Origin of the sequence: Streptomyces sp. NPDC021224 (assembly GCF_044332905.1) — a bacterium.
In the GTDB taxonomy this organism is placed as follows: domain Bacteria; phylum Actinomycetota; class Actinomycetes; order Streptomycetales; family Streptomycetaceae; genus Actinacidiphila.
In genome coordinates, this window is record NZ_JBIRPW010000019.1 from 96,947 (window position 1) to 122,745 (window position 25,799).

22 protein-coding genes and 1 riboswitch are annotated in these 25,799 nt (G+C 73.9%); of the genes, 11 read left to right on the forward strand and 11 right to left on the reverse strand.

What is annotated here, in order from left to right:
- Nucleotides 1–12 precede the first annotated feature (12 nt).
- On the reverse strand, nt 13–1,944 hold the full coding sequence (locus ACH4PY_RS32250; protein ID WP_398191165.1) for an anthranilate synthase family protein: 1,932 nt from the start codon (nt 1,942–1,944) through the stop codon (nt 13–15).
- Between the two features lie 232 nt (nt 1,945–2,176).
- The gene (locus tag ACH4PY_RS32255) at nt 2,177–5,011 is read right to left on the reverse strand and encodes an N-acetylmuramoyl-L-alanine amidase (protein WP_398191167.1); all 2,835 of its coding nucleotides are present in this window, start codon (nt 5,009–5,011) and stop codon (nt 2,177–2,179) included.
- A 193-nt stretch (nt 5,012–5,204) separates the two neighbouring features.
- Here ACH4PY_RS32255 and ACH4PY_RS32260 point away from each other — a divergent pair, with 193 nt between their 5' ends.
- Both ACH4PY_RS32260 and ACH4PY_RS32265 read left to right on the forward strand, forming a co-directional pair.
- The gene (locus ACH4PY_RS32260) at nt 5,205–6,554 is read left to right on the forward strand and encodes a class II 3-deoxy-7-phosphoheptulonate synthase (RefSeq protein ID WP_398191170.1); all 1,350 of its coding nucleotides are present in this window, start codon (nt 5,205–5,207) and stop codon (nt 6,552–6,554) included.
- A gap of 139 nt (nt 6,555–6,693) precedes the next feature.
- A complete protein-coding gene (locus tag ACH4PY_RS32265) occupies nt 6,694–6,993 on the forward strand; it encodes a bacterioferritin-associated ferredoxin (RefSeq protein WP_398191303.1) in 300 nt (99 codons plus the stop codon).
- On the opposite strand, the gene bfr is transcribed toward ACH4PY_RS32265, so the two are convergent.
- Nucleotides 6,974–7,453, reverse strand: coding sequence for a bacterioferritin (gene bfr, locus ACH4PY_RS32270; RefSeq protein WP_398191172.1), 480 nt, complete (start codon nt 7,451–7,453; stop codon nt 6,974–6,976). The two genes, ACH4PY_RS32265 and bfr, sit on opposite strands and share 20 nt — an antisense overlap.
- Nucleotides 7,454–7,620: 167 nt before the next feature.
- On the opposite strand from bfr, the gene ACH4PY_RS32275 reads away from it, so the two are divergent.
- Nucleotides 7,621–8,235 carry a sulfite oxidase-like oxidoreductase gene (locus ACH4PY_RS32275; RefSeq protein WP_398191175.1) on the forward strand — a complete coding sequence of 205 codons (615 nt, stop codon included), beginning with the start codon at nt 7,621–7,623 and terminating at the stop codon, nt 8,233–8,235.
- A gap of 7 nt (nt 8,236–8,242) precedes the next feature.
- On the opposite strand, the gene pknB is transcribed toward ACH4PY_RS32275, so the two are convergent.
- From pknB to thiO, 4 genes are all read right to left on the reverse strand, one after another.
- Nucleotides 8,243–10,252 (reverse strand): Stk1 family PASTA domain-containing Ser/Thr kinase, encoded by a 2,010-nt coding sequence (pknB, locus tag ACH4PY_RS32280; RefSeq protein ID WP_398191177.1) that lies wholly within the window; start codon nt 10,250–10,252, stop codon nt 8,243–8,245.
- 114 nt (nt 10,253–10,366) lie between these two features.
- Entirely contained in the window at nt 10,367–11,182 is an 816-nt protein-coding gene (locus ACH4PY_RS32285) for a thiazole synthase (protein ID WP_398191179.1), read from the reverse strand.
- Between the two features lie 3 nt (nt 11,183–11,185).
- Entirely contained in the window at nt 11,186–11,419 is a 234-nt protein-coding gene (gene thiS / locus ACH4PY_RS32290; RefSeq protein ID WP_398191182.1) for a sulfur carrier protein ThiS, read from the reverse strand.
- Nucleotides 11,416–12,612, reverse strand: a complete 1,197-nt coding sequence (thiO, locus tag ACH4PY_RS32295) for a glycine oxidase ThiO (protein ID WP_398191185.1) — start codon at nt 12,610–12,612, stop codon at nt 11,416–11,418. Before thiO ends, thiS begins: the two co-directional genes overlap by 4 nt.
- Nucleotides 12,608–12,719, reverse strand: a riboswitch (TPP riboswitch). (Overlaps the previous gene by 5 nt.)
- A gap of 465 nt (nt 12,720–13,184) precedes the next feature.
- Between thiO and ACH4PY_RS32300 the strand changes: the two genes are divergently transcribed.
- From ACH4PY_RS32300 to ACH4PY_RS32320, 5 genes are all read left to right on the forward strand, one after another.
- Nucleotides 13,185–14,387: an NAD(P)/FAD-dependent oxidoreductase gene (locus tag ACH4PY_RS32300; protein ID WP_398191187.1), complete on the forward strand. Its 1,203-nt coding sequence runs from the start codon at nt 13,185–13,187 to the stop codon at nt 14,385–14,387.
- 66 nt (nt 14,388–14,453) lie between these two features.
- A complete protein-coding gene (locus tag ACH4PY_RS32305) occupies nt 14,454–14,828 on the forward strand; it encodes an Rv2175c family DNA-binding protein (RefSeq protein ID WP_398191189.1) in 375 nt (124 codons plus the stop codon).
- 46 nt (nt 14,829–14,874) lie between these two features.
- Nucleotides 14,875–15,534 carry a thiamine phosphate synthase gene (gene thiE, locus ACH4PY_RS32310; protein ID WP_398191192.1) on the forward strand — a complete coding sequence of 220 codons (660 nt, stop codon included), beginning with the start codon at nt 14,875–14,877 and terminating at the stop codon, nt 15,532–15,534.
- A 134-nt stretch (nt 15,535–15,668) separates the two neighbouring features.
- Nucleotides 15,669–16,586 (forward strand): methylenetetrahydrofolate reductase [NAD(P)H], encoded by a 918-nt coding sequence (gene metF / locus ACH4PY_RS32315; RefSeq protein WP_398191195.1) that lies wholly within the window; start codon nt 15,669–15,671, stop codon nt 16,584–16,586.
- A gap of 39 nt (nt 16,587–16,625) precedes the next feature.
- Entirely contained in the window at nt 16,626–17,618 is a 993-nt protein-coding gene (locus tag ACH4PY_RS32320) for a hypothetical protein (protein ID WP_398191198.1), read from the forward strand.
- A 22-nt stretch (nt 17,619–17,640) separates the two neighbouring features.
- Here ACH4PY_RS32320 and ACH4PY_RS32325 read toward each other — a convergent pair whose 3' ends face one another.
- The 4 genes from ACH4PY_RS32325 to ACH4PY_RS32340 all read right to left on the reverse strand — a co-directional run bounded on the left by ACH4PY_RS32325 (nt 17,641) and on the right by ACH4PY_RS32340 (nt 23,294).
- Nucleotides 17,641–19,947, reverse strand: a complete 2,307-nt coding sequence (locus ACH4PY_RS32325) for a germacradienol/geosmin synthase (protein ID WP_398191201.1) — start codon at nt 19,945–19,947, stop codon at nt 17,641–17,643.
- 205 nt (nt 19,948–20,152) lie between these two features.
- Nucleotides 20,153–21,676: a phytoene desaturase family protein gene (locus ACH4PY_RS32330; RefSeq protein ID WP_398191204.1), complete on the reverse strand. Its 1,524-nt coding sequence runs from the start codon at nt 21,674–21,676 to the stop codon at nt 20,153–20,155.
- Nucleotides 21,677–21,704: 28 nt separating this feature from the next.
- Nucleotides 21,705–22,310 (reverse strand): DUF4126 domain-containing protein, encoded by a 606-nt coding sequence (locus ACH4PY_RS32335; protein ID WP_398191207.1) that lies wholly within the window; start codon nt 22,308–22,310, stop codon nt 21,705–21,707.
- Nucleotides 22,311–22,667: 357 nt separating this feature from the next.
- Complete coding sequence (locus tag ACH4PY_RS32340) at nt 22,668–23,294, reverse strand: TetR/AcrR family transcriptional regulator (protein ID WP_398191210.1); 627 nt, start codon at nt 23,292–23,294, stop codon at nt 22,668–22,670.
- A 166-nt stretch (nt 23,295–23,460) separates the two neighbouring features.
- On the opposite strand from ACH4PY_RS32340, the gene ACH4PY_RS32345 reads away from it, so the two are divergent.
- From ACH4PY_RS32345 to ACH4PY_RS32355, 3 genes are all read left to right on the forward strand, one after another.
- Complete coding sequence (locus tag ACH4PY_RS32345) at nt 23,461–23,940, forward strand: SAV_6107 family HEPN domain-containing protein (RefSeq protein ID WP_398191213.1); 480 nt, start codon at nt 23,461–23,463, stop codon at nt 23,938–23,940.
- Nucleotides 23,941–24,061: 121 nt separating this feature from the next.
- Nucleotides 24,062–24,832, forward strand: a complete 771-nt coding sequence (locus tag ACH4PY_RS32350; protein ID WP_398191216.1) for a methyltransferase — start codon at nt 24,062–24,064, stop codon at nt 24,830–24,832.
- 245 nt (nt 24,833–25,077) lie between these two features.
- Nucleotides 25,078–25,494 (forward strand): DUF3040 domain-containing protein, encoded by a 417-nt coding sequence (locus tag ACH4PY_RS32355; RefSeq protein WP_398191219.1) that lies wholly within the window; start codon nt 25,078–25,080, stop codon nt 25,492–25,494.
- The last annotated feature ends 305 nt before the right edge of the window (nt 25,495–25,799 follow it).

Genomic DNA, 25,799 nt, shown 5'->3' on the forward strand with positions numbered 1-25,799 from the left:
CGGCGGCCCCGCTCACCGCGCAGGCGCCAGCACCCCCGCGAGCAGCCCGGCGGCGATCTCCACGCCGTTCAGCGTCAGCACCGACTCCGGGTGGAACTGCACCCCGGCGAAGCCCGGCCCGCGCATCGCGTGGACGTCGCCCGTCGCCGGGTCGCGGCTCAGCTCCACGCGGTGCATCGCCAGCTCCTCCGCCGCGGTGTCGTCGCAGCGCGCGGTGAAGGAGTTGTAGAAGCCGACCGTCTCGCGCCGCCCGAAGAGGTCCACGGTGAGCTGCGCGCCCTGGAAGGGCTCGTCCTTGCGCACCAGGTCCAGGCCCAGTTCGGCGGCGAGCAGCTCATGGCCCAGGCACACCCCGAGCAGCCCGTGCGGGTGGTCGCGCACCAGGTCGGCGGTCAGGGCGCGCAGGAAGCGCATCTTGGCGTCGGCGGTGTCGGCCGGGTCACCGGGGCCGGGGCCGAGCACGACCGGGCCCGGGTGCGCGAGGGCGGCCTCGCGCAGGCCCGGCTCGTCGTAGCGGCGCACGGTCACCGCGTGGCCGGTGGAGCGCAGCAGGTGGGCCAGCATCGAGGTGAAGGTGTCCTCGGCGTCGACGACCAGCGCGTGCGCGGCGGCCTCGGGGTGCCGCTCCTGCATCTTCAGCCAGAACGGCGCCAGGTGCGCCCGGCGGGCGTCCAGCGCCGCCCGTACCCGGATGTCGTCGGCGAGCCGCGGCCGGGGCGCGCCCGGTGTGCGGGCGGGGGCCGGGCGCACGCCCAGCGCGGTGAGCACGCCCGCCGCCTTGGCGTGCGTCTCGGCGACCTCCGACTCCGGCCGGGAGTGCCGTACCAGCGTCGCCCCGACCGGCACCCGCAGCTCGCCCGCGGGGGAGATGTCGGCGGTGCGGATGAGGATGGGGGAGTCCAGGGTCTGCGCGCCGCCCGCGTCCCGGCCGATGAGGGCGAGCGCCCCGGCGTAGTAGCCGCGGCCGCCCTCCTCGTGCCGTTCGATGACCCGGCAGGCGTTCTGCACCGGCGAGCCGGTCACGGTCGCGGCGAACATCGTCTCGCGCAGCACCTCGCGGACGTCCAGGGTGGAGCGCCCGCGCAGCTCGTACTCGGTGTGCGCGAGGTGCGCCATCTCCTTCAGCCGCGGGCCCACCACGACCCCGCCCAGGTCGCAGACGGTGCACATCATCTTGAGTTCCTCGTCCACCACCATCGTCAGCTCCTCGGCCTCCTTGGGGTCGGCGAGGAAGTCCAGCAGCCCCTGCGAGCTGGGGCCCTGCGCGGGGTAGCGGTAGGTGCCGCTGATCGGGTTCATCACGACGGTGTGGCCGGACATCCGCACGTGCACCTCGGGGCTCGCGCCGACGAGGGTGCGCTCGGGGGTGTGCACGACGTACGTCCAGTAGGCGCCGCGCTCGCCGCGCAGCAGCCGGGCGAAGAGGGCCAGCGCGGCGGCCGGGCCGTAGCCGGGGACGCGGCCGCGGAAGGTGCGGCGGATGACGAAGTTGGCGCCTTCGCCGCGGCCGATCTCGTCCTCGATGACCCGCCGCACGATGGCCGCGTAGTCCTCGTCGGAGGTGTCGAAGGCGCCGTCGGCCACCTCGACGGGGGTGTCGGGCAGCGCCGCCAGCAGCTCGGCGAGCGGCAGTTCGCAGGTGGTGTCGGGGAGCAGCACGGCCAGCGGGGTGCCGTCGTCGCGGACGTCGAAGCCGCGCTCGCGGATCTGCCGGAAGGGTACGAGCGCGAGCGCGTCGGTCCGCGGGCCGTCCTCGGGGCCGCCGTCCGGCAGCGGGATGTCGGCGAGCGCGGCGACGGTGGTGACGGGCCCGGTCAGCACCTCGACGACGTCCTCGGGCCGCCCCGGCGCCCGGCGGTGCAGCAGGGCGAACGGCGGGTGGCCGGGCGTGAGCAGGCGCGCGACGAGTGCGTCGGCGGCAGAGCTCTCAGGGGTGTGCGGCACGGTCGGTGGTCCTTCCTTGACGGGGAGGAGGGGCGGCGACCGGCCGGGAGAACGCCGAAGGCCGCCCCTTGGGGCGGCCTTCGCGAAGTGCTTGCCTACGCGTGGTTCAGCTGGGCCGCCGGGAAGCGGTCCACCACCAGGACTGGCGGGACGTGGGAGCCGTCTGAAACGCGTTCATGGGCCCCGACCCTAGCGCACCGGGGCCCCTTCCGTCAGATCCCGTCAGATCCTGTCAGACAAGCGTGTTGTAGATCTGCCAGCCGGCACCGATCTTCGTGCGCGCGGCGTACGGGGCCGCGGCGTTGCCGGTGCCCTTGTACAGCCACAGCGTGCCGGAGGTGTCGCGGGCGATCAGGTCGGCCCTGCCGTCGCCGTTGAGGTCGCCGGTGCCCACGAGCGTGTTGTAGATCTGCCAGCCGGCGCCCACCTTGGTGCGGGCGGCGTACGGGGCCGCGGCGTTGCCGGTGCCCTGGTAGAGCCACAGCGTGCCGCTGCTGTCGCGGGCGATCAGGTCGGCCCTGCCGTCGCCGGTGAGGTCGCCGTTGGCCGCCAGCGTGGTGTACGCGTTCCAGCCGGAGGCCCCTATCACCGTGCGGGCGCCGAACGGCGCCGTGGCGCTGCCGGTGCCCTGGTAGAGCCACAGCTTGCCGGCCGAGTCGCGCGTGACCAGGTCGGTCCTGCCGTCGCCGGTCACGTCGCCCGCGCCGACGAGGGCGTTGTACGTGCCCCAGCCGGTGCCGACCTTCGCCCTGGCCTGGAAGGGCGCCGAGGGCTTGCCGCTGCCCCGGTAGTACCAGAGCGTGCCGGTGGTGTCGCGGGCGATCATGTCGCCCGTGCCGTCCGCGCCCAGGTCCGACATGACGGCGAGCGTGTTGTACGCGCCCCAGCCGCTGCCGACCTTGTAGCGGGTCAGGAACGGCGACGTGGGGCTGCCGCTGCCCTGGTACTGCCACAGCAGACCGGCGGCGTCGCGGGCCACGACGTCGTGCCGCCCGGCGGTGGACACCGGGCCGACGCTCGTGGCCAGGGTGACGTCGGAGGCGCGCACCCACGCGATGCGGTGGTTGTAGCGGATCGGGTAGAAGAGGTTCGTCCCCGTCACCAGCGTGCGGTCACCGGTCGCGGTGCCCGCGTACGTCCCCGCGTACCAGTAGTCGCCCGCCTTCTCCGGGCCCGCCTGCGCGTACGCCTGGCCCGCGGCGATCGTGTACTTCGTCAGCGAGGCCGAGTTGCTCGGCTGCACCGGCACGCCCGTGCCCGAGTAGGCGGCGTCCTCCGGGTAGGACCGGCCGTAGACCGGGATGGTGCCGGACTTCGGCGTGACGACCGGCGTCGGCGGCAGCACGGCGGTGTACTGCCCGCCGGGGTTGTGGAACCACAGCTTCTGGTTCTGGTACCAGATCGCCGTCCAGTCGCTCTGCACGGCCGCGACGACGTACGCGCCGCCCGCCGGGACCTTGTCCGCCCAGTTCGAGCCCTCGCTCCACGTCACGCTGCCCAGGTACGGGTCGGCGGGCAGCGCGCCGCTCGTGCTGGGCGTCTTGTAGAGGTAGACGAAGTTCGCCGGGTGCGCGGGCACCGCGGCGCCGCCGTTGGTGAGCTTCGGCTGGTTGTCGGTCGTGTACGGCGGGACCACGCGGACCAGCTGGCCCACCTGCAGCAGGCCGCCGGCGCCGCCCGCCCCGTCCGGGGCGCCCAGCAGCGCCATGTAGTGGTTCCAGTCCCAGAACGGGCCCGGGTCCCAGTGCTGGGTCTTGACGTTCGCGTCGAGCACGCCGGGCACCTCGTCGTGGCCGATGATGTGCTCGCGGTCCAGCGGGATGCCGTATTTCTGGGCCACGTATTTCACCAGGGTGGCCGAGGAGTCGTACTCCTGCTCGGTGTACCAGTCACCGTTCTTGATCGCGTAGCCCTCGTGCTCCACGGCGACCGAGTGCATGTTCACGGTCTTGTTCGCCGCGTGCCACGCCTCGTCCTTGAGCTGCACCATCTGCGTGACCCGGCCGTCGTCCGCGACCATGTAGTGGGCGCTGGCGTAGGCGGAGGGGTTCTTGAACTCGTCGATGCTGCCCTGGAAGGTGCCCTCCATGTCGTGGATGACGACATAGCGGATGTCCTCGCCGTTGGACGGGCGGCTGGACACGTTGTAGTTGCCGAAGTCGTCCGCCGCCGTGCCCGCCTTGGCGTAGGCGGCGGGGACGAAGTTGCAGGCCAGCCCGGACGGGCACTCCGGGGCGGGGGTCGCCGCCGGGGTGGTGTCCGCGGGCGTGGTGTCCGCCGGGGCCGCGGCCAGCGGCACCACCGCGGGCTCCACCGGCTGCACGCCCGGGGCGGCCGCCAGCGTCACCGTCTGGCCGTCCGTGGTGACCCGGCCGGCGCCGGAGCGGACCGTGTCGAAGACGCGCCGCACGAACTGCGTGGCGCCGTCCTTGTCCGGCGACTGGCTGTAGCGCGCGACCCCCGCCCACCAGCGGCCCGGGTCGGCCGGCAGCGAGCCGGTGGCGGCCTTCTCGTACCGCGCCAGCAGCGCGGCGCCGGCCCGGATGCTCTGCCGCGGGTCGGAGCGCACCTCGGCGGCCGGGACGCCGATGAGCTGCGCGGCGGTGTCCAGGGTGTGCAGCGTCGCGGCCGATGTGTCGACCGCGGCCCGGTCCCCGCGCAGCGCCCGGGAGGCGCTGAAGTGCTTGGAGACCGCCGGGTCCCCGCTCTGGTCCAGGTGCGCGAGCCGGTCGGCGTCCGACGGCTGTTCCACGTCGGAGGCCGTGACCTGGGTGAGGCCCATCACGTTGTAGTTGCCGGTGGTGCTCGGCCGGCCCTGGTGCGACTCCCACAGCGTCATGCGGTAGGAGACGGCCATCAGGACGCTCTGCGGTACATGGAACTCGTCCGCGGCCGCGGCGAAGTCCGCCTGCAGTGCGGCCGGTCCGCGGCCGGCCTTGGCGTCGTCGGCGTGGCCGGACGACGGGCTCGCGAGTGCGATCGTGCCGTACGTGACCGCCGTGGCGAGCGCGGCCGCGCCCGCTCCGTAGGAGATCCACGACGTGCGTCTGCGGTGTCTGCTGGTCAACCTGCTGCCCTCTCGGCTTTCCCGCGCGCAAGGGGGCGCGCCCTCCCGAGGAGCCCGCGCCGGGCGGCGGCGGCTCTGAAACGGCATGACGCTATCAGCCCCCCGTTCGGTTTCCGCGGTCCGCCCCGGACGGCATGTCTCACCCACTGAGCGGACGGAAAACCAGCGGACCCGACCCCGTACTGTGGTCCCCGTGACCGTGAACGCAGACATCCACGCCGGGGCCAACACCTGGCATGATCTTCCCGCGGCGCAGCAGCCCGAGTGGCCCGACCCCGAGGCTCTGCGCGATGTGATCGCCGAGCTCGCCTCGTATCCGCCGCTCGTCTTCGCCGGGGAGTGCGACCAGCTGCGCTCCCGGCTCGGCGCTGTCGCCCGGGGCGAGGCGTTCCTCCTCCAGGGCGGCGACTGCGCCGAGGCGTTCGACGGGGTCGGCGCCGACCAGATCCGCAACAAGCTCAAGACGCTGCTCCAGATGGGGGCCGTGCTCACGTACGCCGCGTCGGTGCCGGTCGTCAAGGTCGGCCGGATCGCCGGGCAGTACAGCAAGCCGCGCTCCAAGCCGACCGAGACCCGCGACGGCGTGACGCTGCCCGTCTACCGCGGCGACTCCGTCAACGGCTTCGAGTTCACCCCCGAGTCCCGCACCCCGGACCCGGAGCGGCTCAAGCGGATGTACCACGCCTCGGCGTCCACGCTGAACCTGGTGCGCGCCTTCACCACCGGCGGCTACGCCGACCTGCGCCAGGTGCACGCCTGGAACCAGGACTTCGTGAAGTCCTCGCCGTCCGGCCAGCGCTACGAGGCGCTCGCCCGCGAGATCGACAACGCGCTCAGCTTCATGGCCGCCTGCGGCATCGACCCGGCCGAATTCCGCACCGTCGAGTTCTTCTCCTCGCACGAGGCGCTGCTGCTGGACTACGAGACGGCGCTGACCCGCACCGACTCGCGCACCGGCAAGCTCTACGACGTCTCGGGCCACATGGTCTGGATCGGCGAGCGCACCCGGCAGCTGGACGGCGCGCACATCGAGTTCGCGTCGAAGATCAGCAACCCGCTCGGCGTCAAGCTCGGCCCCGGCACCACCCCGGCCGAGGCGCTCACGTACATCGAGCGGCTCGACCCCGAGCGCGAGCCGGGCCGGCTGACCTTCATCGTGCGGATGGGCGCGGACAAGGTGCGCGACAAGCTGCCCGAGCTGGTGGAGAAGGTCTCCGCGACCGGCGCGCAGGTCGCCTGGATCTGCGACCCGATGCACGGCAACACCTTCGAGGCCGCCTCCGGCCACAAGACGCGGCGCTTCGACGACGTGCTCGACGAGGTCAAGGGCTTCTTCGAGGTCCACCACGGCCTCGGCACCCACCCCGGCGGCATCCACGTCGAGCTGACCGGCGACGACGTGACCGAGTGCGTCGGCGGCGGCGACGAGATCTTCGTCGACGACCTGCACCAGCGCTACGAGACGGCGTGCGACCCGCGGCTCAACCGCAGCCAGTCGCTCGACCTGGCGTTCCTCGTGGCCGAGATGTACCGCGGGCAGTGACCCCCGGGCCGTAGGACGGCGAGCGGCGAGGGACGCGGATCACAGCGATCCGCGTCCCTTGTCGCTTTTCCGCCCCGGAGGCGCCAGGTAAGGTAAGGGTTACCTCAGCTCCTTAAGGCCCTGATCGGCGGTGAACCGCGTGTACGTCTGCTCCTGCTTCGGCATCACCGAGAGCCAGGTCAAGCAGCACGCCGCCGACGGCCGCTGCACCCCGCGGCAGATAGCCTCCGCGTGCAAGGCCGGCACCGACTGCGGGTCCTGCGTCAAGCGCATCCAGGCCCTGCTGGGTCGCGGCGACGGCTGCGTGACCCGCGGCCGGCTGGAGCCGCGGGAGGCCGCCCCGGCGGTCGCGGACGTGCCCGAGGTCCTTTTGGCGGCGCTGCCCGACGCCCCGCCGGTCCCGGCGGCCCCGGCCCCGCTCAGGCGTCCGGCTGCTTGATCACCTGCGCGAGGTAGAGCGGCTCGCCCAGCTTCTCGATCAGCTCCAGCTGGGTGTCCAGGTAGTCGATGTGGTCCTCCTCGTCCGAGAGGATCGACTCGAAGATGTTCTTGGACGTGAAATCGCCCTTCGCGTGCATCAGGTCGACACCGCGCCGCAGCCGGTCGATGGCCTCGACCTCCACCTGCTTGTCGGCCTCGAACATCTCGGTGACCGTCTGCCCGACCCGGACGTGGAAGAGCCGCTGGTAGTTCGGCAGGCCCTCCAGGAAAATGATCCGGTCGGTGAGGATCTCGGCGTGCCGCATCTCGTCGAAGGACTCCGCCCTGGTGTGCTTCGCGAGCTTCAGCCAGCCGAAGTTCTCCTGCATCTTCGCGTGCAGGAAGTACTGGTTGATCGCGGTCAGCTCGGCGGTCAGCTGTTCATTGAGGAACTCGATGACCTCGGGGTCGCCCTGCATGGCAGCGCCGTCCTTCCCGTTCGGGCAGATGGGTTGCGCGCATCTTTGCATTGCGTGGTCATCTGATCCAGTAAGTGCACACTTACGTACTGTGGCCGTTTTGTTCCCGCGATACGGCGTCCGGTGCCTGGTCACGAGCACCGGGCCGGGTCTGTCACCATGGAGGCATGGGTCGGTACGAGCGTCACGCGGGGGAGCTGCCGCCCGGCCAGCGCAACCAGCGGGGCTGGCCGGTCACCCACTACGGACCCGTTCCGCGCTTCAAACCCGACCGCTGGGAGTTCCGGGTCTTCGGCGCCACCGCGGACGGCGGCACGACCTCCTGGAAACACCCGGAGTTCTCCGCGCTTCCCTATGACACCGTCGTCGCCGACTTCCACTGCGTCACGAAATTCTCGATGCTCGGTATCGAATGGGGCGGTGTGGCGACCTCCACCGTCGTGAAGCTCGCCCCGCCCGCCGACGACGTCACGCATGTGATGGTGTGGGCCGAATACGGATTCAGCTCCAACCTGCGCATCGAGGACTTCCTCGACGACCAGTCGATATTCGCCACCCACAAGGGCGGCGAACCCCTCACCGCGGAACACGGATTCCCCGTCCGGCTCGTCGTCCCCCGGCTCTACGCCTGGAAGGGCCCCAAATGGGTCCGCGGCATCGAGTACATGACGGCCGACCGCCGCGGCTTCTGGGAGGAACGCGGCTACCACAACCTCGGCGACCCCTGGCAGGAGCAGCGCTACTCCTACCAGGAGGAACCGGGCGACGGGCCCGAGCTCTAGCTTCCTTTCACCGCACCCATAGGGTCACGGTGGCGCCCTTGGGGGCCTGGCTGCCGCCGTCCGGCGACTCGCTGAAGACGGTGTCGCCGAAGAACAGGTTGATCACCCGGACCTCGAAGCCCGCCGCCTTGAGGGTCTTCTCCGCGTCGCCCTGGCTCTGGCCCTTGACGTCCGGCACCGGGAAGAGCTGCTGGCCCTTGGACACCGTGATCGTCACCGTGTCCCCCTTGCCCGCCTGCGTGCCGCGGTCCGGGGTCTCCAGGGCGACGGTGTCCTTGTCCGCCTCGTCCGAGAAGGCCTTGTCCGGCGCCAGCACCACCTGGAAGCCCGCGTCCTGCAGCGTCTGCTGCGCCTCGGTGACCGACTTCCCGATCACGTCCGGCACCTCCACGGGGGAGCCGCGGGAGATCGTGAAGGCCACCGGTGTGCCCGGCGCCATCTCCCGGCCCGCGGGCGGGTCGGTCACGATGACCGAGCCCTGCGGCACCGAGTCGTTGAACGACTTCGTCACCGTGCCCGGCACCAGCCCCGCGTCCTTGAGCTGCCGCTGCGCGTCGGCGAGCGTCCGCCCGGACACGTCCGGCACCTTCACCTGGCGCGGGCCCTCCGAGACGGTCAGCGTCACCGTGCCGTTGCTGCGGATGCGCTTGCCGGGCTCCGGATCGGTGGAGATCACGCTGCCGCGCGGCACCGTGAGCGAATAGTCCTTGCGCACCTCGGTGTCCAGGCCCGCGGAGCTGAGCTTGTGCTGCGCCTCGGCCTGCGGCAGTGCCAGCACTCCGGGGACGTGCGTGAACTGCCCGTCGTTGATGTACCAGACCCCGCCCGCGACCCCCAGCACCACCAGCAGCGCCGCCAGGACCGTCAGCAGCCCGCGCCGGCCGTGCCATGCCGGGCCGCGCACCGCCCGCCCGCGCCTGCCGGGTCCGCCGGGAATCGGCGGCGGGGCCGTGGGCGTGTCGTCGATGCTGTACGACTCCCCGTCCGCGGGCCGCCGCGGCAGCAGCCGGGTCGTCCGGTGCAGCTCGTCGTCCTCCCGGCCGGACGCCGCGGGCGGGGCGGGCATCGCGAGGGCGGCCAGCGGATGCACGACGCTCGTCGGATCCTCCGAACCCGCCACCGCGGGCCCCGCGGCGGTCTCCACGGGCGCCGCGCGGAAGTCCAGTTCCTCGCCCGTCAGCTCCGCGCGCACCGCCCGCACCTCCGCGAGCAGCGCGACGGCGTCCGCCGGGCGGCCCTCCGGGTCACGGCTCGTGGCCCTCGCCACCAGCGCGTCCAGCCGCGGCGCGAGACCGGGCACGGCGGCGGAGGGCGGCGGCACGTCCTCGTTCAGCCGCTGGACGATGACCTCCATCGCCGACTCGCCCTCGTACGGCTTCGCGCCGGTCAGCATCTCGTACAGCATCACGCCGCACGCGTACACGTCCGTCCGCTCGTCCACCTGGCCGTGGCCGATCTGCTCGGGCGCCAGGTACGACACCGTGCCGAGCAGCGCGCCCGAACTGCTCGTCTGCGTGTCCACCCCCCTGACCAGTCCAAAATCGGCGACCTTGACCCGCCCCGCGTCGCCGATCAGCACATTCTCCGGCTTGGCGTCACGGTGCACGAGCCCGGCGCGGTGCGCCGCCCCCAGCGCCGCGAGCACCGGCTCCAGCACGTCCAGCGCCGCCCGCGGGGTGAGCGCGCCGCGCTCGCGCAGCACGTCCCGCAGCGTGCAGCCCGCGACGTACTCCATGGCCAGATACACGTACGTGCCGTCCGTGCCCTGGTCGAAGACCCCCACGACATTCGGGTGCGACAGCCGCGCCACGGCCTTCGCCTCGCGGATGAAGCGCTCCACGAAGCCGCCGTCCGCGGCCAGCCCCGGGTGCATGACCTTGAGCGCGAGCACCCGGTCGAGCCGGGTGTCCAGGGCGCGGTAGACCGTGGCCATCCCGCCGACGGCGATCCGGGCCTCGACCCGGTAACGCCCGTCCAGCGTCTGCCCGACCAGCGGATCCTGCACGGTGGTGTCCACGACGTCCGATTCTACGAGCCGGGTACGACGCCGGTCCCCGTTCGCCGCGTCACTGTGGCGATGCCGTGGCGAACGCGGCCAAACCGTAACCATCGGAACGGGGCGGGCGCCCGCTCAGAACGCGGGCCTTTCCGGGTCGAGGTCGGGGATGCCCTCCGTCGGGGAGGAGGCGAGGGCGTGGTGGCGGCGGGGGATGCGGCCGGCGCGGTGGGCGAGGCGGCCGGCGGTCACCGCGTGGCGCATCGCCTCGGCCATCACCGCGGGGTGCTGGGCCCGGGTCACGGCGGAGGCCAGCATCACGGCGGCGCAGCCGAGTTCCATCGCGAGGGCGACGTCGGAGGCGGTGCCCGCGCCCGCGTCCAGGATGACGGGGACGCCCGCGCGCTCGGTGATCAGCCGGAAGTTGTGCGGGTTGCGGATGCCCAGGCCCGAACCGATGGGGGAGCCCAGCGGCATGACCGCCGCGCAGCCGACGTCCTCCAGCTTCCGCGCCAGCACCGGGTCGTCGTTGGTGTACGGCAGCACCGTGAAACCGTCGTCGACCAGTACCTCCGCGGCGTCCAGCAGTTCCACCGGGTCGGGCAGCAACGTCCGCTCGTCCGCGATGACTTCGAGCTTGATCCAGTCCGTGCCCAGCGCCTCCCGCGCCAGCCGCGCGGTCAGCACCGCCTCGCCCGCCGTGAAACAGCCCGCGGTGTTGGGCAGCACGCGGATGCCGAGCCGGGAGAGCACCGACAGCACGGAGCCCTGCGTCGTGGGGTCCAGGCGGCGCATCGCCACCGTGGTCAGCTCGGTGCCGGACGCGACGAGCGCGTGCTCCAGCACCTCCGGGCTGGGCGCGCCGCCCGTACCCATGATCAGCCGGGAGCCGAACGCGACCCCGCCGACGACCAGGGGGTCGGCCGCCGTCGTGGATGCCGTCGTCGTCATGGGTCAGCCTCCCTGGACCGCGGTCAGCACCTCGACGCGGTCGCCGTCCGACAGCGGCGTCGCGGACCAGCGGGTCCGCGGGACGACCGTCTCGTTGAGCGCGGCGGCCACCCCCGAGGGCGCGGACGTCAGCTCCGCGACCAGCGCGTCGAGGGCGACGGGCGCGGCCAGCTCGCGGGCCCGGCCGTTGACGTGCACGGTGATCCGCGCGCCGTCCGGCGTACGCGTGGCGTTCATACGGTCAGCTCCTGATACGTCCGGCGGTGCGTCCGCGGCTCCCGGGCGGCGAACCGCTGCGCCCCGAACGCCGCCGCGTACGCCGGGAGTTCGCCGTCCGCCGAGGTCAGCACCGCGGCCATCGCGTCGCCCGTGACCGGGGTGAGCAGCACCCCGTTGCGGTGGTGGCCGGTCGCGAACAGCAGCCCGTCCAGGGCGGTACGGCCCAGCAGCGGGGCGTTGTCCGGCGAACCGGGGCGCAGGCCCGCGAGCGTCTCGGTGAGCGGCAGTTCGGTGATGCCCGGCACCAGCTCGTGCGCGTCCCGCAGAAGCTCGTAGACCCCGCCGGCCGTCACCGTGGTGTCCCAGCCGAACTCCTCGCTCGTCGCCCCCAGCACCAGCTCGCCGTTGTCGCGCGGCACCAGGTACACATGGCTGCCGCGGACCACCGCGCGGACCGTACGCGACAGGAACGGCGCGTGCGAGGCCGGGATCCGCAGCCGCAGGATCTGGCCCTTCACCGGACGCACCGGCGGCAGCAGCTCGGGCGGTATCCCGTCGATCCGGCCGCTCTCGCTGCCCGCGGCCAGCACGGTCTGGGCGGCGCTCACCGTCGTGCCGTTCGCGAGCGACGCGCCGGTCACCCGGCCCGCCGCCGAGACCACCCGGACGGCGCGCGTCCGCAGGAACTCCACGCCCGCCAGCTCCGCCGCCCGCAGCAGCGCCGCGGCCAGCCGCCGCGGGTCGACCTGGTGGTCGCCGTCCACCCGCAGCCCGCCGCGCACGCACGGGGCGAGCATCGGCTCCAGACGGCGGCACTCGCGGCCGGTCAGCCAGCGCGAGTCCAGGCCCAGTTCCGTCTGGAACGCGTGCAGGTCGCGCAACTGCGCGCGGTCGTCGGCGTCCAGCGCCACCGCGAGGGTGCCGCACGGGCGGTAGCCGGTGTCCAGGCCCGTCGCCTCGCTCAACTCCGCGGTGAAGTCCGCGTAGCGGGCGGCGGAGGCGAGGTTCAGGTCGAGCAGGGCCTGCTCGCCGTACTGCAGCTCCGTGACGGCGGCGAGCATGCCCGCCGCGACGTGGGCGGCTCCGCCGCCGGGTGCGGGGTCGGCCACGGCCGTCCGCAGGCCGTGCTGAGCCGCGCGCCAGGCCGTGGCGAGGCCGATGATGCCGCCGCCGATGATCAGTACGTCGGGGTGCGGTTGGGGCGTCCGCATGGACGTCAGCTCCTCCCTTCGCCGGAATGACCCGGATCAGGTTCCTACGGTCGGCGGCGACCAGCCGCCCTCTCAGCCCGGTCCGCCGGGCTCCCGCGAGTTCACTTCGCTCTTACCCTATCCCTCGCTCCGGGGGTGCTCGTTGCGGTGTCCCGCACGACCTTCCCTCGGTGGGTGGTTGCTCGCGCCGTTCTCCCCCAGGGCTTCGCCTGGGAGGTACCCCCACGCCGCCCCTTTCGCGGCGCGCCGGTGGGCGGGTCGGGTGCCGCCACGGGGCACCTCCTCGGAATGCGCCTTCGCCCTCTTACCTGGTCGGTGAGCCCCTCCCAGCGCATTCCTGCGTGGGCACCCCGCACCGTCCCCCTCCGGGCCGGTTCAGCGGCTGCCCGCCGGTGGGGGTGAGTGTTTTTGGGCGCGGCTGCGGGTGAGAGTTCTCGTTTTTAGGGGCTGCGTGGGGGTACCTCCCAGGCGAAGCCCTGGGGGAGAACGGGGCGACAAGCCCCCCCGCAGGGAAGATCGCGACGCCCACCGCAACGGGCACCCCGGAGCGCGGCTAGCGCTACCGTGAGGAAATGAGCAGCGGGAGATTCGTCATTGTCGGGGCCGGCATGGCCGGCGTGCAGACCGCGGTGGCCCTCAGGGAGATGGGCTCGGCGGACGAGATCACGTTGATCGGGGACGAGCCGCACGCGCCGTACGACAGGCCGCCGCTGTCGAAGGCGGTGCTGCTGGGGGCCCCGGAGGGGCAGGACGTCAGGTTCGACGTGGATTTCGCCGCCCTGAAGGTGGACCTGCGGCTGGGCGTGCGGGCGCAGGCGCTGCGCGCGGGGGAGCGCGAGGTCGTGACGGACGCGGGCGCGGTCCCGTACGACCGGCTGGTGGTCGCCACGGGGGCGTATCCGGTGGCGTTGCCGGGGACGACGGGCCTGCCGGGCGTGCATCTGCTCAGGACGCTGGACGACGCGGCGGCGCTGCGTCCGGTGCTGGACGCGGGGCAGGACGTGGTGGTCGTAGGGGCCGGCTGGATCGGCGCGGAGTTCGCGACCGCGGCCCGGCAGGCGGGCTGCGCGGTGACGGTGGTGGAGGCGGCGGACCGGCCGCTCGCGGGGGCGCTGCCCGCGGTGGTGACCGCGCACATGCGGGCCTGGTACGAGGAGGCGGGTGTGGAGCTGCGGACGGGTACCCCGGTGGCGCAGCTGGAGCCCGGCGCGGTGGTGCTCGCGGACGGCAGCCGGATTGCGGCGGAGGCCGTGGTCGTGGGGATCGGGGCACGCCCGGAGACGGGCTGGCTGGCCGGTGCGGGGGTCGAACTCGGCGCGGACGGCGCGGTCGTGGCCGACGACCGGCTGCGGACGACGGCGCCCGGCGTCTTCGCGGTGGGCGACTGCGCGTCCTTCCCGTCGGCGCGGTTCGGCGAGCGGCTGCTGGTCCACCACTGGGACAACGCGCTCCAGGGCCCGCGGACGGCCGCGGCGAACGTGCTGGGCGGCGACGAGGTGTACGACCCGGTGCCGTACTTCTGGTCGGAGCAGTTCGGGCGCTTCGTGCAGTACGCCGGGCACCACGCGGAGACGGACACGCTGCTGATGCGCGGCGACCCGGCGACGGAGGCGTGGTCGGTGTGCTGGCTGCGCGGCGAGCGGCTCGCGGCGGTGCTCGCGGTGGCGCGGCCGCGCGACCTGGCGCAGGCCCGCAAGCTGATCGCCCGCTCGGCGTCGGTGGATCCGTCGCTGGCGGCGGACCCGGCGGTCCCGCTGACGGCGGCGGCGCGGTAGGCGGAACGGCCCATGCGGCGGCGCCGCCCCGCAGCGCTTGTCGGTGACAGGTGGCAGGCTTGTCCCGTGACTGTTTTCTCGTCAGTTGACGCACATATCGACGCGCTCGTCCCCGATTGGCTCACCCTCCCCGAGGTCGCCGACCGGCTGGGGCTCGACATCACCCGTATCCGCCCGCTCATCAAGGAGGGCCAGCTGCTCGCGGTCCGCCGTGGGGAGAACAAGGTGCTGATGGTGCCCACCGCCTTCATCGGCGAGGGCAAGATCATCAAGGGCCTGTCCGGCACGCTGACCGTCCTGAAGGACGACGGCTTCTCCGACGAGGAGGCCCTGGAGTGGCTCTTCACCGCCGATGAGACCCTGCCGGGCACCCCCGCGCAGGCGCTGCGGGAGAATCGCGGGACCGAGGTGAAGCGCCGCGCCCAGGCGCTCGCCGTGTAGCCCTGCGGCGCCCCGTCCGCCGCCCGCCCCCCGGGGAGCCGCCCGTATGACCAGCAGCACGGCACGCGAACGGCTGGCGGACGCCCGGCTGTACCTGTGCACCGACGCCCGGCAGCGGCGCGGCGATCTCGCGGAGTTCGCCGACGCCGCCCTGGCGGGCGGGGTGGACGTGATCCAGCTGCGGCAGAAGGGCATCGAGGCCCGTGAGGAGCTGGCGGCGCTCGCGGTCCTCGCGGACGCCTGCCGGCGGCACGGGCGGCTGCTCGCCGTCAACGACCGGGCCGACGTGGCGCACGCGGCGGGCGCGGACGTCCTGCACCTGGGGCAGGGCGATCTGCCGGTGCCCGCCGCGCGCGCACTGCTCGGCCCGGACGTGCTGATCGGCCGTTCCTGCCACGCCGAGGCGGAAGCGGCCGCGGCCGCCGTGCAGGAGGGCGCGGACTACTTCTGCACCGGCCCGGTGTGGCCGACGCCCACCAAGCCGGGCCGCCCGGCGCCCGGCCTGGACCTGGTGCGGTACGCCGCGCGGCTCGGCACCGAGCGGCCGTGGTTCGCGATCGGCGGCATCGACGCGGGCAACGTCGGCGAGGTGCTGGCGGCGGGCGCGCGGCGGATCGTGGTGGTCCGGGCGATCACCGAGGCCGCCGACCCGTACGAGGCGGCGCGCTCGCTCGCGGGGGCCGTGCGCGCGACGGCGGACGCCTGAGCGCGCGGCGGCGTCACCGCGGGTCAACGGCGGTGCGGTGCGGGCTGTCCACAGGGTGGACGGGAAACGGACGAATGCCGGCATATTCACCGTTCCGGTGACGCTCGGTCGCCGACCGCGGTTAGCCTGCACTCATGGCCCTGGGAACCCCGTCCACGCGGACGGACCGAGCGATCACCATCCGTGAGCTGCTCGCGTCCGGCAGCCGTTCGTACTCCTTCGAGTTCGCCGCGCCCAAGACGGAGAAGGGCGAGCGGACGCTGTGGAACGCGATCCGGCGCATCGAGGCGGTGCAGCCGACCTTCGTGTCGGTCACCTACGGCGCCGGCGGCTCCTCGCGCGAAGGCACCGTCCGCGCCACCGACCGGATCGTCTCCGACACCACGCTCACCCCCTGCGCCCACCTGACCGCGGTGAACCACTCGGTCGCCGAGCTGCGCAACATCATCGGGCAGTACGCCGACGCGGGGATCCGCAACATCCTCGCCGTGCGCGGCGACCCGCCCGGCGACCCGTTGGGCGAGTGGGTCCCGCACCCGCAGGGGCTGACGTACGCGGCCGAGCTGGTCCGGCTCATCAAGGAGTCCGGCGACTTCTGCGTGGGCGTCGCCGCCTTCACCGAGATGCACCCGCGCTCGACCGACCAGGCCGCGGACACCCGGCACTTCCTCGACAAGTGCCGCGCGGGCGCGGACTTCGCCATCACCCAGATGTTCTTCGACGCGGACGCCTACCTGCGGCTGCGCGACCGGGTCGACGCCGCGGGGTGCAGCACACCGATCATCCCCGAGGTCATGCCGGTCACGAACGTCCGGCAGATCGAGCGTTTCGCACAACTCGGCAACGCCCCCTTCCCTCCCGGCCTGGCCGAGCGCATCCTCGCCGTACGGGACGATCCGGCGGCGGTGCGGGCCATCGGCATCGAGTTCGCCACCGAGATGTGCCGCCGGCTGATGGCCGAGGACATCCCGGGGCTGCACTTCATTACTCTTAACCACTCCACCGCATCGCTGGAGATCTACGAGAATCTGGGACTGCACCAGCGGGCGTAGCGACGCCCGCGGCGGCTCCCAGGTGAGGAAGTGGGCCCCATGGGCTTCTCGGTGCTCTACATCGCGTTCGGCATCGTCGCGCTGTGGCTGCTGGGCGAGGTGCTGCTCCAGTACAAGGCGCGGCTGCGCTGGCGGGCGCTGGCCTTCGTGGGCTTCCTCGGGGTCGTCGTGGGGGTCGCGGCGCGGCAGCCGCTGCTGATTCTGGCGGGGGCGATCACGTTCGGCATCGGGCAGGCGCAGGTCACCCTGTCGCACAAGCGGGGCTTCGCCGCGGGCTGGGCGCTGCGCGGCGGCCCGCTGGCCGACCGGCTCCGCGGCGCCCGTCCCGCGCCGCGCGGCGGGCCCACGCTCCAGGTCGGCCCAATCGAGGAGGACGGCTTCGGGGACACCGGCCAGGTGCCCGTCGAGGGCGGCCCCGAGCAGATCGCCGACCCGGGCAGCGCGCGGGAGGACGTCTACCAGCCGATGCCGCTGCACGAGGACAGCGGCGAATACCCGCTCTACGGCAACCAGCCCGGCTACACCGCCGACCCGTACGCGACGCGCGGCTACGGCTACGGAGACGACACCGGCCAGGGTGCCGGCTGGGCCCCGCCCCCGCAGCCCGAGCCGGCGGCGGCCTCGTACGGCTACGGCGACGGGCAGGGCGCGACCCCGGACGGCTACGGCTGGGGCGGCGACCAGGCCGCGGCCGCCGCGCACGGCTACCCCGAGCAGCCCCCCGGCCCCGGCGGCTACGGCTACGACCAGGGCCCGGGGCAGCAACAGGGCCACGACTACGGCGACTACGGGCAGGGCTACCCGCAGCAGCCCGCCGCCGGTTACGGGGACTTCCCGCACACCACCGGCGACTGGACACCGAAGCCCCCGCCGCCCGCCGACCCGTACGGCTACGGCTACCCCTACCAGGAGCAGTACCCGCAGGCGGAGCAGCAGCCGTACATCCCCCAGCAGCAGCCGTACGGCGAGCAGCAGGCGGCCCCGCCCCACCAGCCGCAGCACTCGGACCCGTACGACCCCTACCGCTACTGACACCGCTGCCGGGGCTGGTCCGCTACCGGTCCGCGCCGCCCAGCAGCGCGGGCAGGCGGGCCGCCGCGGTGCCGATCCCGGCGGGGACGCGCCAGGGCCGGGCCGGGGGAGGGGCGGCGGCCGCGGCGGCCGCAGCCGGGAAGTGGCGCAGCAGCGACTCCTCGTCGTAGCGGCGGCACTCGCGGTGCCAGTGCAGCACCCCGGCCATCCAGTCCCGCAGCTGCCGCACATGGCCGTCGAGCGCCTCCCGCGCCTCCGGGCCGAGCGCGAACTCCTCGTAGAGGGCGGGCAGCTGGGTCTCGGTGACGTGCTGGAACTCCGCCAGCCGGGCCGCCAGCAGGGCGCCCACCACCCGCACGGCCTCCGCGGGCCCGCAGTCCAGGAACTTCTCCACGACCAGCACCGCGTTGTGGATGTCTCCCTCGAACTGGATCTCCTTGCGGTACGAGAACACGTCGTTGACCAGGCACCCGAAGTCCGCCGCCGCCGATTCCGCCGCCTGCACGGGCCGCGAGCGCCGGATCTCGGGGGAGAGCCCGGCGCCGTGGCCGATCCGGGTCAGGGCCGTCGTCAGGCCGGAGCCGAAGCTCGCGCGGCGCATCTCGATGTAGTCGACCGGGTCGGGGATCCGGTTCTGCCGCAGGTTGCCCAGCTCCCACAGCCAGCTCGCCGTCATGTCCTCGACCGCGGTGCGGAATTCACAGCGGGCCGCGCGGTCCATCGGGGCCGCCGTACGGCGCCACAGGTCGGCGAGGCCGCGCTCCAGCGCGGTGAGCGGCGGCGGGACCAGCCCGGCGTCCAGCGGCATGAACAGCCGCATCCGGTCGGTGGTGAGCCGGGCGGCGAGCAGGTCGCCGGTGCGGCCGAAGACACGGGCGTAGTAGTCGTCGGCGTAGGTGCCCCACGCCAGCCACTGGGTCGCCAGGTCCAGCGCCTCCTCCGTCGCCTCCGGGTGGATCCCGGCGGCGCACAGGGCCAGGTCGAAGTCGGCGAGCCTGTCCGCGTCCCACACCCCGCCCGGCACCGGGACGCCGGGCTCCGGGCCGAGCAGCCCCATCCGCTCGCACCAGGTGGCGCAGTGCTCGCGGGCGGCGTCCAGATGCGGGCTCAGCCGCAGCGCGAAGGGCATCGCGATGTCCGGCGGCGGCACCGGGGCCACCCGCTGGAAGGGGACGTGCCCGAAGGAGCGCAGGCGCTGCGGCATCGTCGCCGCGAGCGAGCCGAGCACCCCCGCCGCCGTCGTGCCCAGCCCCGTCGTGCCCAGCCCGGTCGGTCCGCCGAGTCCGCCGAGGCCCCCGGACGCCGCCGCGCCGTCGACCGCGGCCGCGGCGCCCTCCCCGGCACCGTTCATGTAGCGGCTGGAGCGCATGTGCCACTCGTGGCCGCCGGACTGCCAGTCCTGGAGGCCCTTGACGTACGCCAGCACGTCGCGCCGCTCGGCCGGGCCCAGGCCGTACTGGTCGGCGAGCGGGCCGACCTCGGTGAGGGCGGTGTGCTCGAACTGCTGGAGGCGGGACGTCAGCAGCTCGTTGACCAGCTCGGCGGCCTCCTGCGGGGCGATGCCGAGGAAGCGCTCCAGCACCAGCACCGCGTTGGCCAGCTCGCCTTCCTGCTCGGTCTCGCGCTGGTAGGAGAACAGGTCGTTGCGCAGGTGGACGCCGTCGGCGAAGGTGTCGCGCAGCACCCGCAGCGGGCGGCTGGCGGCGATCACCGCGGGCACCTCGGCGGCGGCCGCGTGCTCCACGAGATTCGCCGACCAGGGCGCGCCGCCCACCTTGCGGCGCATCTCGATGTACTCGATGGGGTTGGAGACCCGGCCCGCGCTGATGTTGTCCAGCTCCCACAGCGACTCCTCCAGCAGGAACTGGGTGCTCTGCCGGAAGCGCCGCCGCCAGTCGTCCGACATCGCCGGGACGGTGCGCGCCCACAGGTCCGCGAGCCCCGCCTCCACCTGGTTGGCGGGCTCGGGGACCGCCTCGCCGGGGTCGAGCGGCATGAAGTCCGGCAGCCGGTCCAGGTAGGCCTTCGCGCCCGTCATGTCACGCGTGCGCTTGAAGACGTCCAGGAAGTGGTCGTCGAAGAAGAACACCCACACGTACCAGTCGGTCACCAGGTCCAGTTCCGGTCCTGAGGCGTCCGGGTGGGTGTACGCGCACAGGAGCGCGTAGTCGTGCGCGTCGAGATCCGACTCCTCCCAGATGCCGGATCCTTCGAGCATGCCCATGCCGCGCGCCCACTCCTTGGTGTGCGCGCGGGCCCGTTCCAGGTGGGGGTTGAGGCGGGCCGGATACGGGACGTAGAAATCCGGGAGTTCGAAGGGCTGGGACATGTCGGAAGGGCCTTCCGCTCGGCGATCACAGAGCCTGTGATCACGCTAAGTGATCAGCCTGTCGCGCCGGGAGGGCCTGCGGCCACAACCCCTCGATCAGTTGAATTCGGGCGGGCACCCGATTAACGATCTTGCGGAGCGGTCAGATGCAACGCCGTCGGCAGCCCGCGCCGCGAGGCGTCCGCGGCACCCGCGGCCCCGCCGGTCAGCGGCTGCCGCCCGGCCCGCCCGCCACCAGATCCGCGGTGATCGCCGCCGACATGCCCGCGTGCGGCAGCCCGCCGCCCGGATGCGCCCAGCCGCCGACCGCGTACAGCCCCGGCAGCGGAGCCCGGTTCGCCGCCCGCAGCAGCATCCCGCCCGCCCCGGCCAGCGACGGCCCCGGCACCGCGCCGCCCGCGGCGCCGGTCTCCCGCTCGACGTCCGCCGGGGTGCGCACCTCCCGCCACAGCTCGCGCGCGCGCAGCCCCGGCACGGCGGCCTCGGCGGCGCCCACCAGCAGCTCCGCGAAGCCGTCCGCGGCCCCCGGCGCGTTCCAGTCCACCGCCCGCGGCGCGCCCGGCGCACCGTGCACGGGCACCGGCGCGGTCAGCGTCACCGCCTCGTGCCCGCCGTCCGGCCGGGTCGCCGGGTCGTCGGGCCGCAGCACGGTCACGGTCAGGGCGCCGGGAGCCGGCAGCGGCGCGGGGCGGCGGGCGAAGAGCCAGTCCAGCGCGCCCTTGCGGTCCGCCGCGTGCACCACCGTGCGGTGCGCGCACCCTTGCGGGCGCGAGCCGCGCAGCGCCAGGTGGACGGAGAAACGCCCGGACTCGCCGCGCGGCCCGGTGAAGGGCCACGGTGTGCCCGCCGCACCACCGGCGGCGGCCAGTGCCGGCAGCGGCGCCCCGGCCACCACGATGTCGGCCGGCACCTCGCTCCCGTCGGCCAGCCGCACCCCGGCCGCCCGCCCGTCCGCGACGAGCAGATCGGCCACGGACGCGTCGAAGCGGAATTCCACCCGCCGCTCGCGGCAGCGCTCGTACACCGCGTCGGCCAGTGCCCGCAGCCCCCCGCGGACATACCAGACGCCGAAGGTCGCCTCCAGGTAGGGCAGCACCGCCGCGGAGGCGGGGCCCTCGCGCGGATCGACGCCCTGCGCCAGCAGATGGCTCTCCAGCAGCGCCACCAGCCGCGGGTCGCGCAGCTCGGCGGCGGCGACCCGGGCCAGCGACGGCCTGCCCCGGCCCGGCCCGAAACCGCGCCTGAGCACCGGATACGGGTCACGCGCGAAGACCTGCGGGTCGGCCGGCAGCGCCTCCTCCAGCATCGGCCGCCGCATCACCTCCCACGTCTCGCGCCCCCGGACCAGCAGATCGGCCCAGCGCTCGCCGCTGCCCGGCCCGCAGACGGCGTCGAGCGCCGCGACGGTGCCCGACCGCGAGGCGTTCGGCAGCGTCACCTCCGTGCCGTCGGCGAAGACATGACGGGCCGCCGGATCCACCTCGGCCAGGCCCACGACGTCCTCCAGCGCGGCCTTGCCGGTCTTGACGAACAGGTCGCGGTAGACCGCGGGCAGGGTCAGCAGGCCGGGCCCGGTGTCGAAGGCGAACCCCTCGCGCGCCAGCCGCCCCACCGCACCGCCGTAGCCGCCGGTGCGCTCCAGCACCACCACCCGGTGGCCGCCGACCGCCAGCCGTGCCGCCGCCGCCAGCGACGCCATACCCGCGCCGATCACCGCAATCCGTGCCATGCCGTGGACTGTAGCGGCGGGCGTGCGCTCAGGCCGGAGCCGGGGTCCCGTTGCGGCGGGCCGCCCGCAGCTCCTTGCGGCGCCGCCAGTAGCGCCGGATGCGGGAGAAGAGGAAGACCACCGTGGCGACGCCCGCGGCCAGCAGGGCGGCCGCCAGGAGCGCCGCCGCCACCGGGTGGAAGAGCGCGAAGACCACCAGGGCCGCGACGCCCAGGTCCTCGGTCAGGCTCAGCACGATGTTGCTCACCGGCTCCGGCGAGGTGTTGATCGCCATCCGGGTGCCGGTCTTGACCAGATGCGTCAGCAGCGCCGTCGACCCGCCCACCGCGGCCGCCGCCAGCTGCGGCAGCGAACCGTCGTGCCCCGCCAGGAGCGCGGCCACCACCGCGCCCGCGACCGGCCGGATCACGGTGTGCACCACGTCCCACACCGTGTCCAGGTAGGGAATCTTGTCCGCCACCGCCTCGCACAGGAACAGCAAGGCGGCGACCACCAGTACATCGGTGCGCTGCAGCGACAGCGGCACCTCGTCGGTGGCCCCGGTGGCACCCATCAGGCCGAGCAGCAGGACCACGGCATAGGCGTTGATCCCGCTCGCCCAGCCGCTGGTGAAGATCAGCGGAAGTGCGGACATGACCGGGACTGTAGCCAGACCGGCCGCCCGCCCGCCCGGAGTTGGCCGGAACCGGCCCGCGACGACGGAAAAGTCCCGGTCCGCGGCGCGCCCGCGGCGGATCTGAGTACGGCTACCTAGGCGCGCGTATGAGTATCCGTACGGATGGCGCGGACCGCGCGAACCGGAAGAGTGGTGCGCGGGCAGGCACCCCGGACACACCGCCGACACGGGGCGGCGGTAGGAACGGGAGCCCGCCGGCAACGGGGGTTGTCATGGGGGGCGCTGCCCCGGCCCGGTCCGCACCGGGGGGATCGGACCGGGCCGGGCCAGTGCACCGCGCGGACGCGGGCCCCGCGTCCGCGGGCCCGGCGGACGTCACGAACGGCGGGACGGCCCGCCCAGCACGCCGCCGACCCGGCCCTGCAACAGCCGCGACAGCGCCGCGTGCACGTCCTCGACGCTGCGCTCGGGCTGGAAGGCCTGCCAGTCCAGCGCCGCCACCAGCACCATGCCGAAGAGCGCGGACGCCGTGAGCGGCACGTCGATCTCGTCGCTCAGCTCGCCATCGGCGACCGCCGCGGCCAGCACCTCCTCGACGACCGACACCGCCTCGGTGCGCACCAGCGTCAGCGTGTCCTGCCACGCCCTGTTGGTGCGCCACAGCTCGGCCACGTACAGCTGCGTGAAGGACGGGTGGCGGACGATGAAGGTCAGCCCGGCGAGGATCATCGCGTCCAGCGCGTCCACCCCGCTGCCGCCGTGTGCCCGCGCCGCCGACGCCGCCTGCCGCAGCGCGTCCCGCAGCCGCTCCACGCCGTCCCGCAGCAGCTCTTCGAACAGGTCGTTCTTGCTCGCGAAGTTGTAGTAGACGGTGCCCTTCGCCACTCCCGCGCGCTCGGCGATCTCGTCGACCGTCGTGGCGGAGAAGCCCTGCTCGGCGATGAGCGTGACGGCCGCCGCGTAGAGCTTGCGGCGGGTGGCCTGGCGTCGTGCGGTGGTCATGGCCCGATTCTGCCCTCAGCCGCAGGGGCGGCGTGGGGCGATCTTGCCGGAAACACCCCTAAAAATCGGCCCGCGGGCGGCGAAATCCGCAGGTCAACACGCATTGTCAGTGGTGGGCCCCACTATGGGGCGTACGGACACACGTACGGAGAAAGTGAGGCTCGCCATGGCACTTCCGGTCAGCGACGTCCACCCTGTGCTGCGTCGCGCCACCGCATCACCCGCAGCACTCGACCTCCTCACCCAGGCCCACCTCGGCCTCACCGAGGCCACCGGGCTCGACGCCCCCCACGAGCGGTACGCCACCGCCCACCTCGCCGCCCTGCGCACCGCCGCCGCGGTGCTCGCCGCCCGCGGCCGCCCCGAGGACAGCCCGCGCCGCCGCCGGATCCGCAGCGTGTGGGAGGTGCTCCCGGAGATCGCCCCCGAGCTGTCCGAGTGGAGCGCCCTCTTCGCCGCCGGCGCCGACCGCAGGGCCCGCGCCGAGGCCGGCATAGCCACCGCGGCCGGACCGCGCGAGGCCGACGACCTGGTCCGTGCCGTGACGATGTTCCTGCGCCTGGTGGAGCGCATGCTGCTGCTGCGCCCCGCGCTGGACGGCTCCGCCCCGCCCGTCGGAGCACCGGCGGCGCCCATGGCGGAGTGACCAGCGCGCGGCCCGCGACAGGCGGCGGGCAGGGCCTACAGTGGGGGGCGCAGGCCTAGATCGCCAACGTCGCCTGGGCCGCCAACGCCACCGTCGCCCGCGCCGCAAGGAGCCGTCCGCCATGTCCCGTCAAGCAGGGGTGGACCCGATGCGCCCCCGAGCCGCCCTGCGCACCGCCGTGGTCTGGGAGGTGCTGCGCGAGGCGCTCGACCGGCGCGCCAAGGCCGCGGACAGCCCCGTCCTGGACGTGCTGGACACCGGCGGCGGCACGGGCAACTTCGCGGTGCCGGTGGCCCGCCTCGGCCACCGGGTCACCGTCGTCGACCCGAGCCCCGACGCGCTGTTCGCGCTGGAGCGGCGCGCCGCGGAAGCGGGCGTCACCGACCGGGTCAGCGGCGTCCAGGGCGACGCCCAAGGCCTGCCCGACGTCGTCACCCCCGACGGCTACGACATGGTCCTGTGCCACGGAGTGCTCGAATACGTCGACGACCCGGCCGAGGGCGTCCGCCACGTCGCCGCCGCGGTGCGCCCCGGCGGTGCGCTCAGCCTGCTCGCCGCCGGCCGCGGCGGAGCCGTCCTGGCGCGCGCGCTCGCCGGGCACTTCGCCGAGGCCCAGCACGCCCTCGGCGACCCGGACGGCCGCTGGGGCGACGGCGACTCCCTGCCCCGCCGCTTCACCGCCCAGGAGCTGGCCCGGCTGGTCACCGACGCCGGGCTGCGCACCGCCTCCGTGCACGGTGTGCGGATCTTCGCCGACCTCGTCCCCGGCGTGCTCGTCGACACCGAGCCGGGCGCCGTCGAGGCGCTGCTGCGGCTGGAGCTCGCCGCGGCCGAGGACCCCGGCTTCCACGCCGTCGCGACCCAGCTGCACGTCCTCGCCGAGCGCGCCTGACGGTCCCCGCCCGGCGCCCCCAAGGGGCCCGGCCCGCCACCGGGTGCGGGACGGCACACCGGGAGTCGGTCACAGCCCCGCCCATGGCGCGTTTCCTCACCGTATGCTGGCATGACGCGGCAGCGGACGGGGAATGAAGGACCCGTCGGATTGGCGCACAGGGGCGGGTGTCACGGGCGCGATTCCCTGCCTATCCTGAAAGGGTCGGACCGGTCGCTTCCGCGGCCGTCGAAGAGGAGGTCTCCGTGCCGCTCTCGGAGCACGAGCAGCGCATGCTCGAGCAGATGGAGCGAGCGCTGTACGCCGAAGATCCGAAGTTCGCGTCGGCGCTCGAAGGTACCGGGCTGCGCACCTTCACCCGGCGCCGCGTGTACCTGTCGGTCGCGGGCTTCCTGGTCGGCGTCGCGCTTCTCATGGGCGGCATGATCGCCAAGCAGACCGTCCTCGGTGTGGCCGGCTTCGTCGTGATGCTGGTCTTCGCGGTGCTCGCGGTGACCGGCTGGCGCAAGGCGGCCAGGCCGCTGGACCAGCCCCCGCCGCCGCTCGGCCCCAGTGGCCGCCGAGGCCGCCTCGGGCGGCGCGAGCCGCGTCGCGGTACGGTCATGGACCGCATCGAGGAGCGGTGGCAGCGCCGCCGCGACGAACAGCAGGGCGGGCGCTAGGGCCTGTCGTGTGGATCTCCGCGGCGTCGCGTGCCCCGGCCGCACAACTTCCCCCTGCCTTCGGCGGGAGGTGCCCCCAGCGCTGTCGTCGGTCGACAACTCCCCCAGAGGCTTCGCCACGGGGGGACCCCCGCCGCGTTGCCTCCCTCCTCCGCCTTGCATCTGGGGGTACCTCCCAGGCGAAGCTCTGGGGGAGCGCCGGACCCCGCTCCTTCCTCCACGGAGATCCACACGACAGGCCCTAGCCCACCCGCTGAGCCTGACTTCCGCCCCGCCGGGCGCGCGTGGTGCCCGGCGGGGCGTTC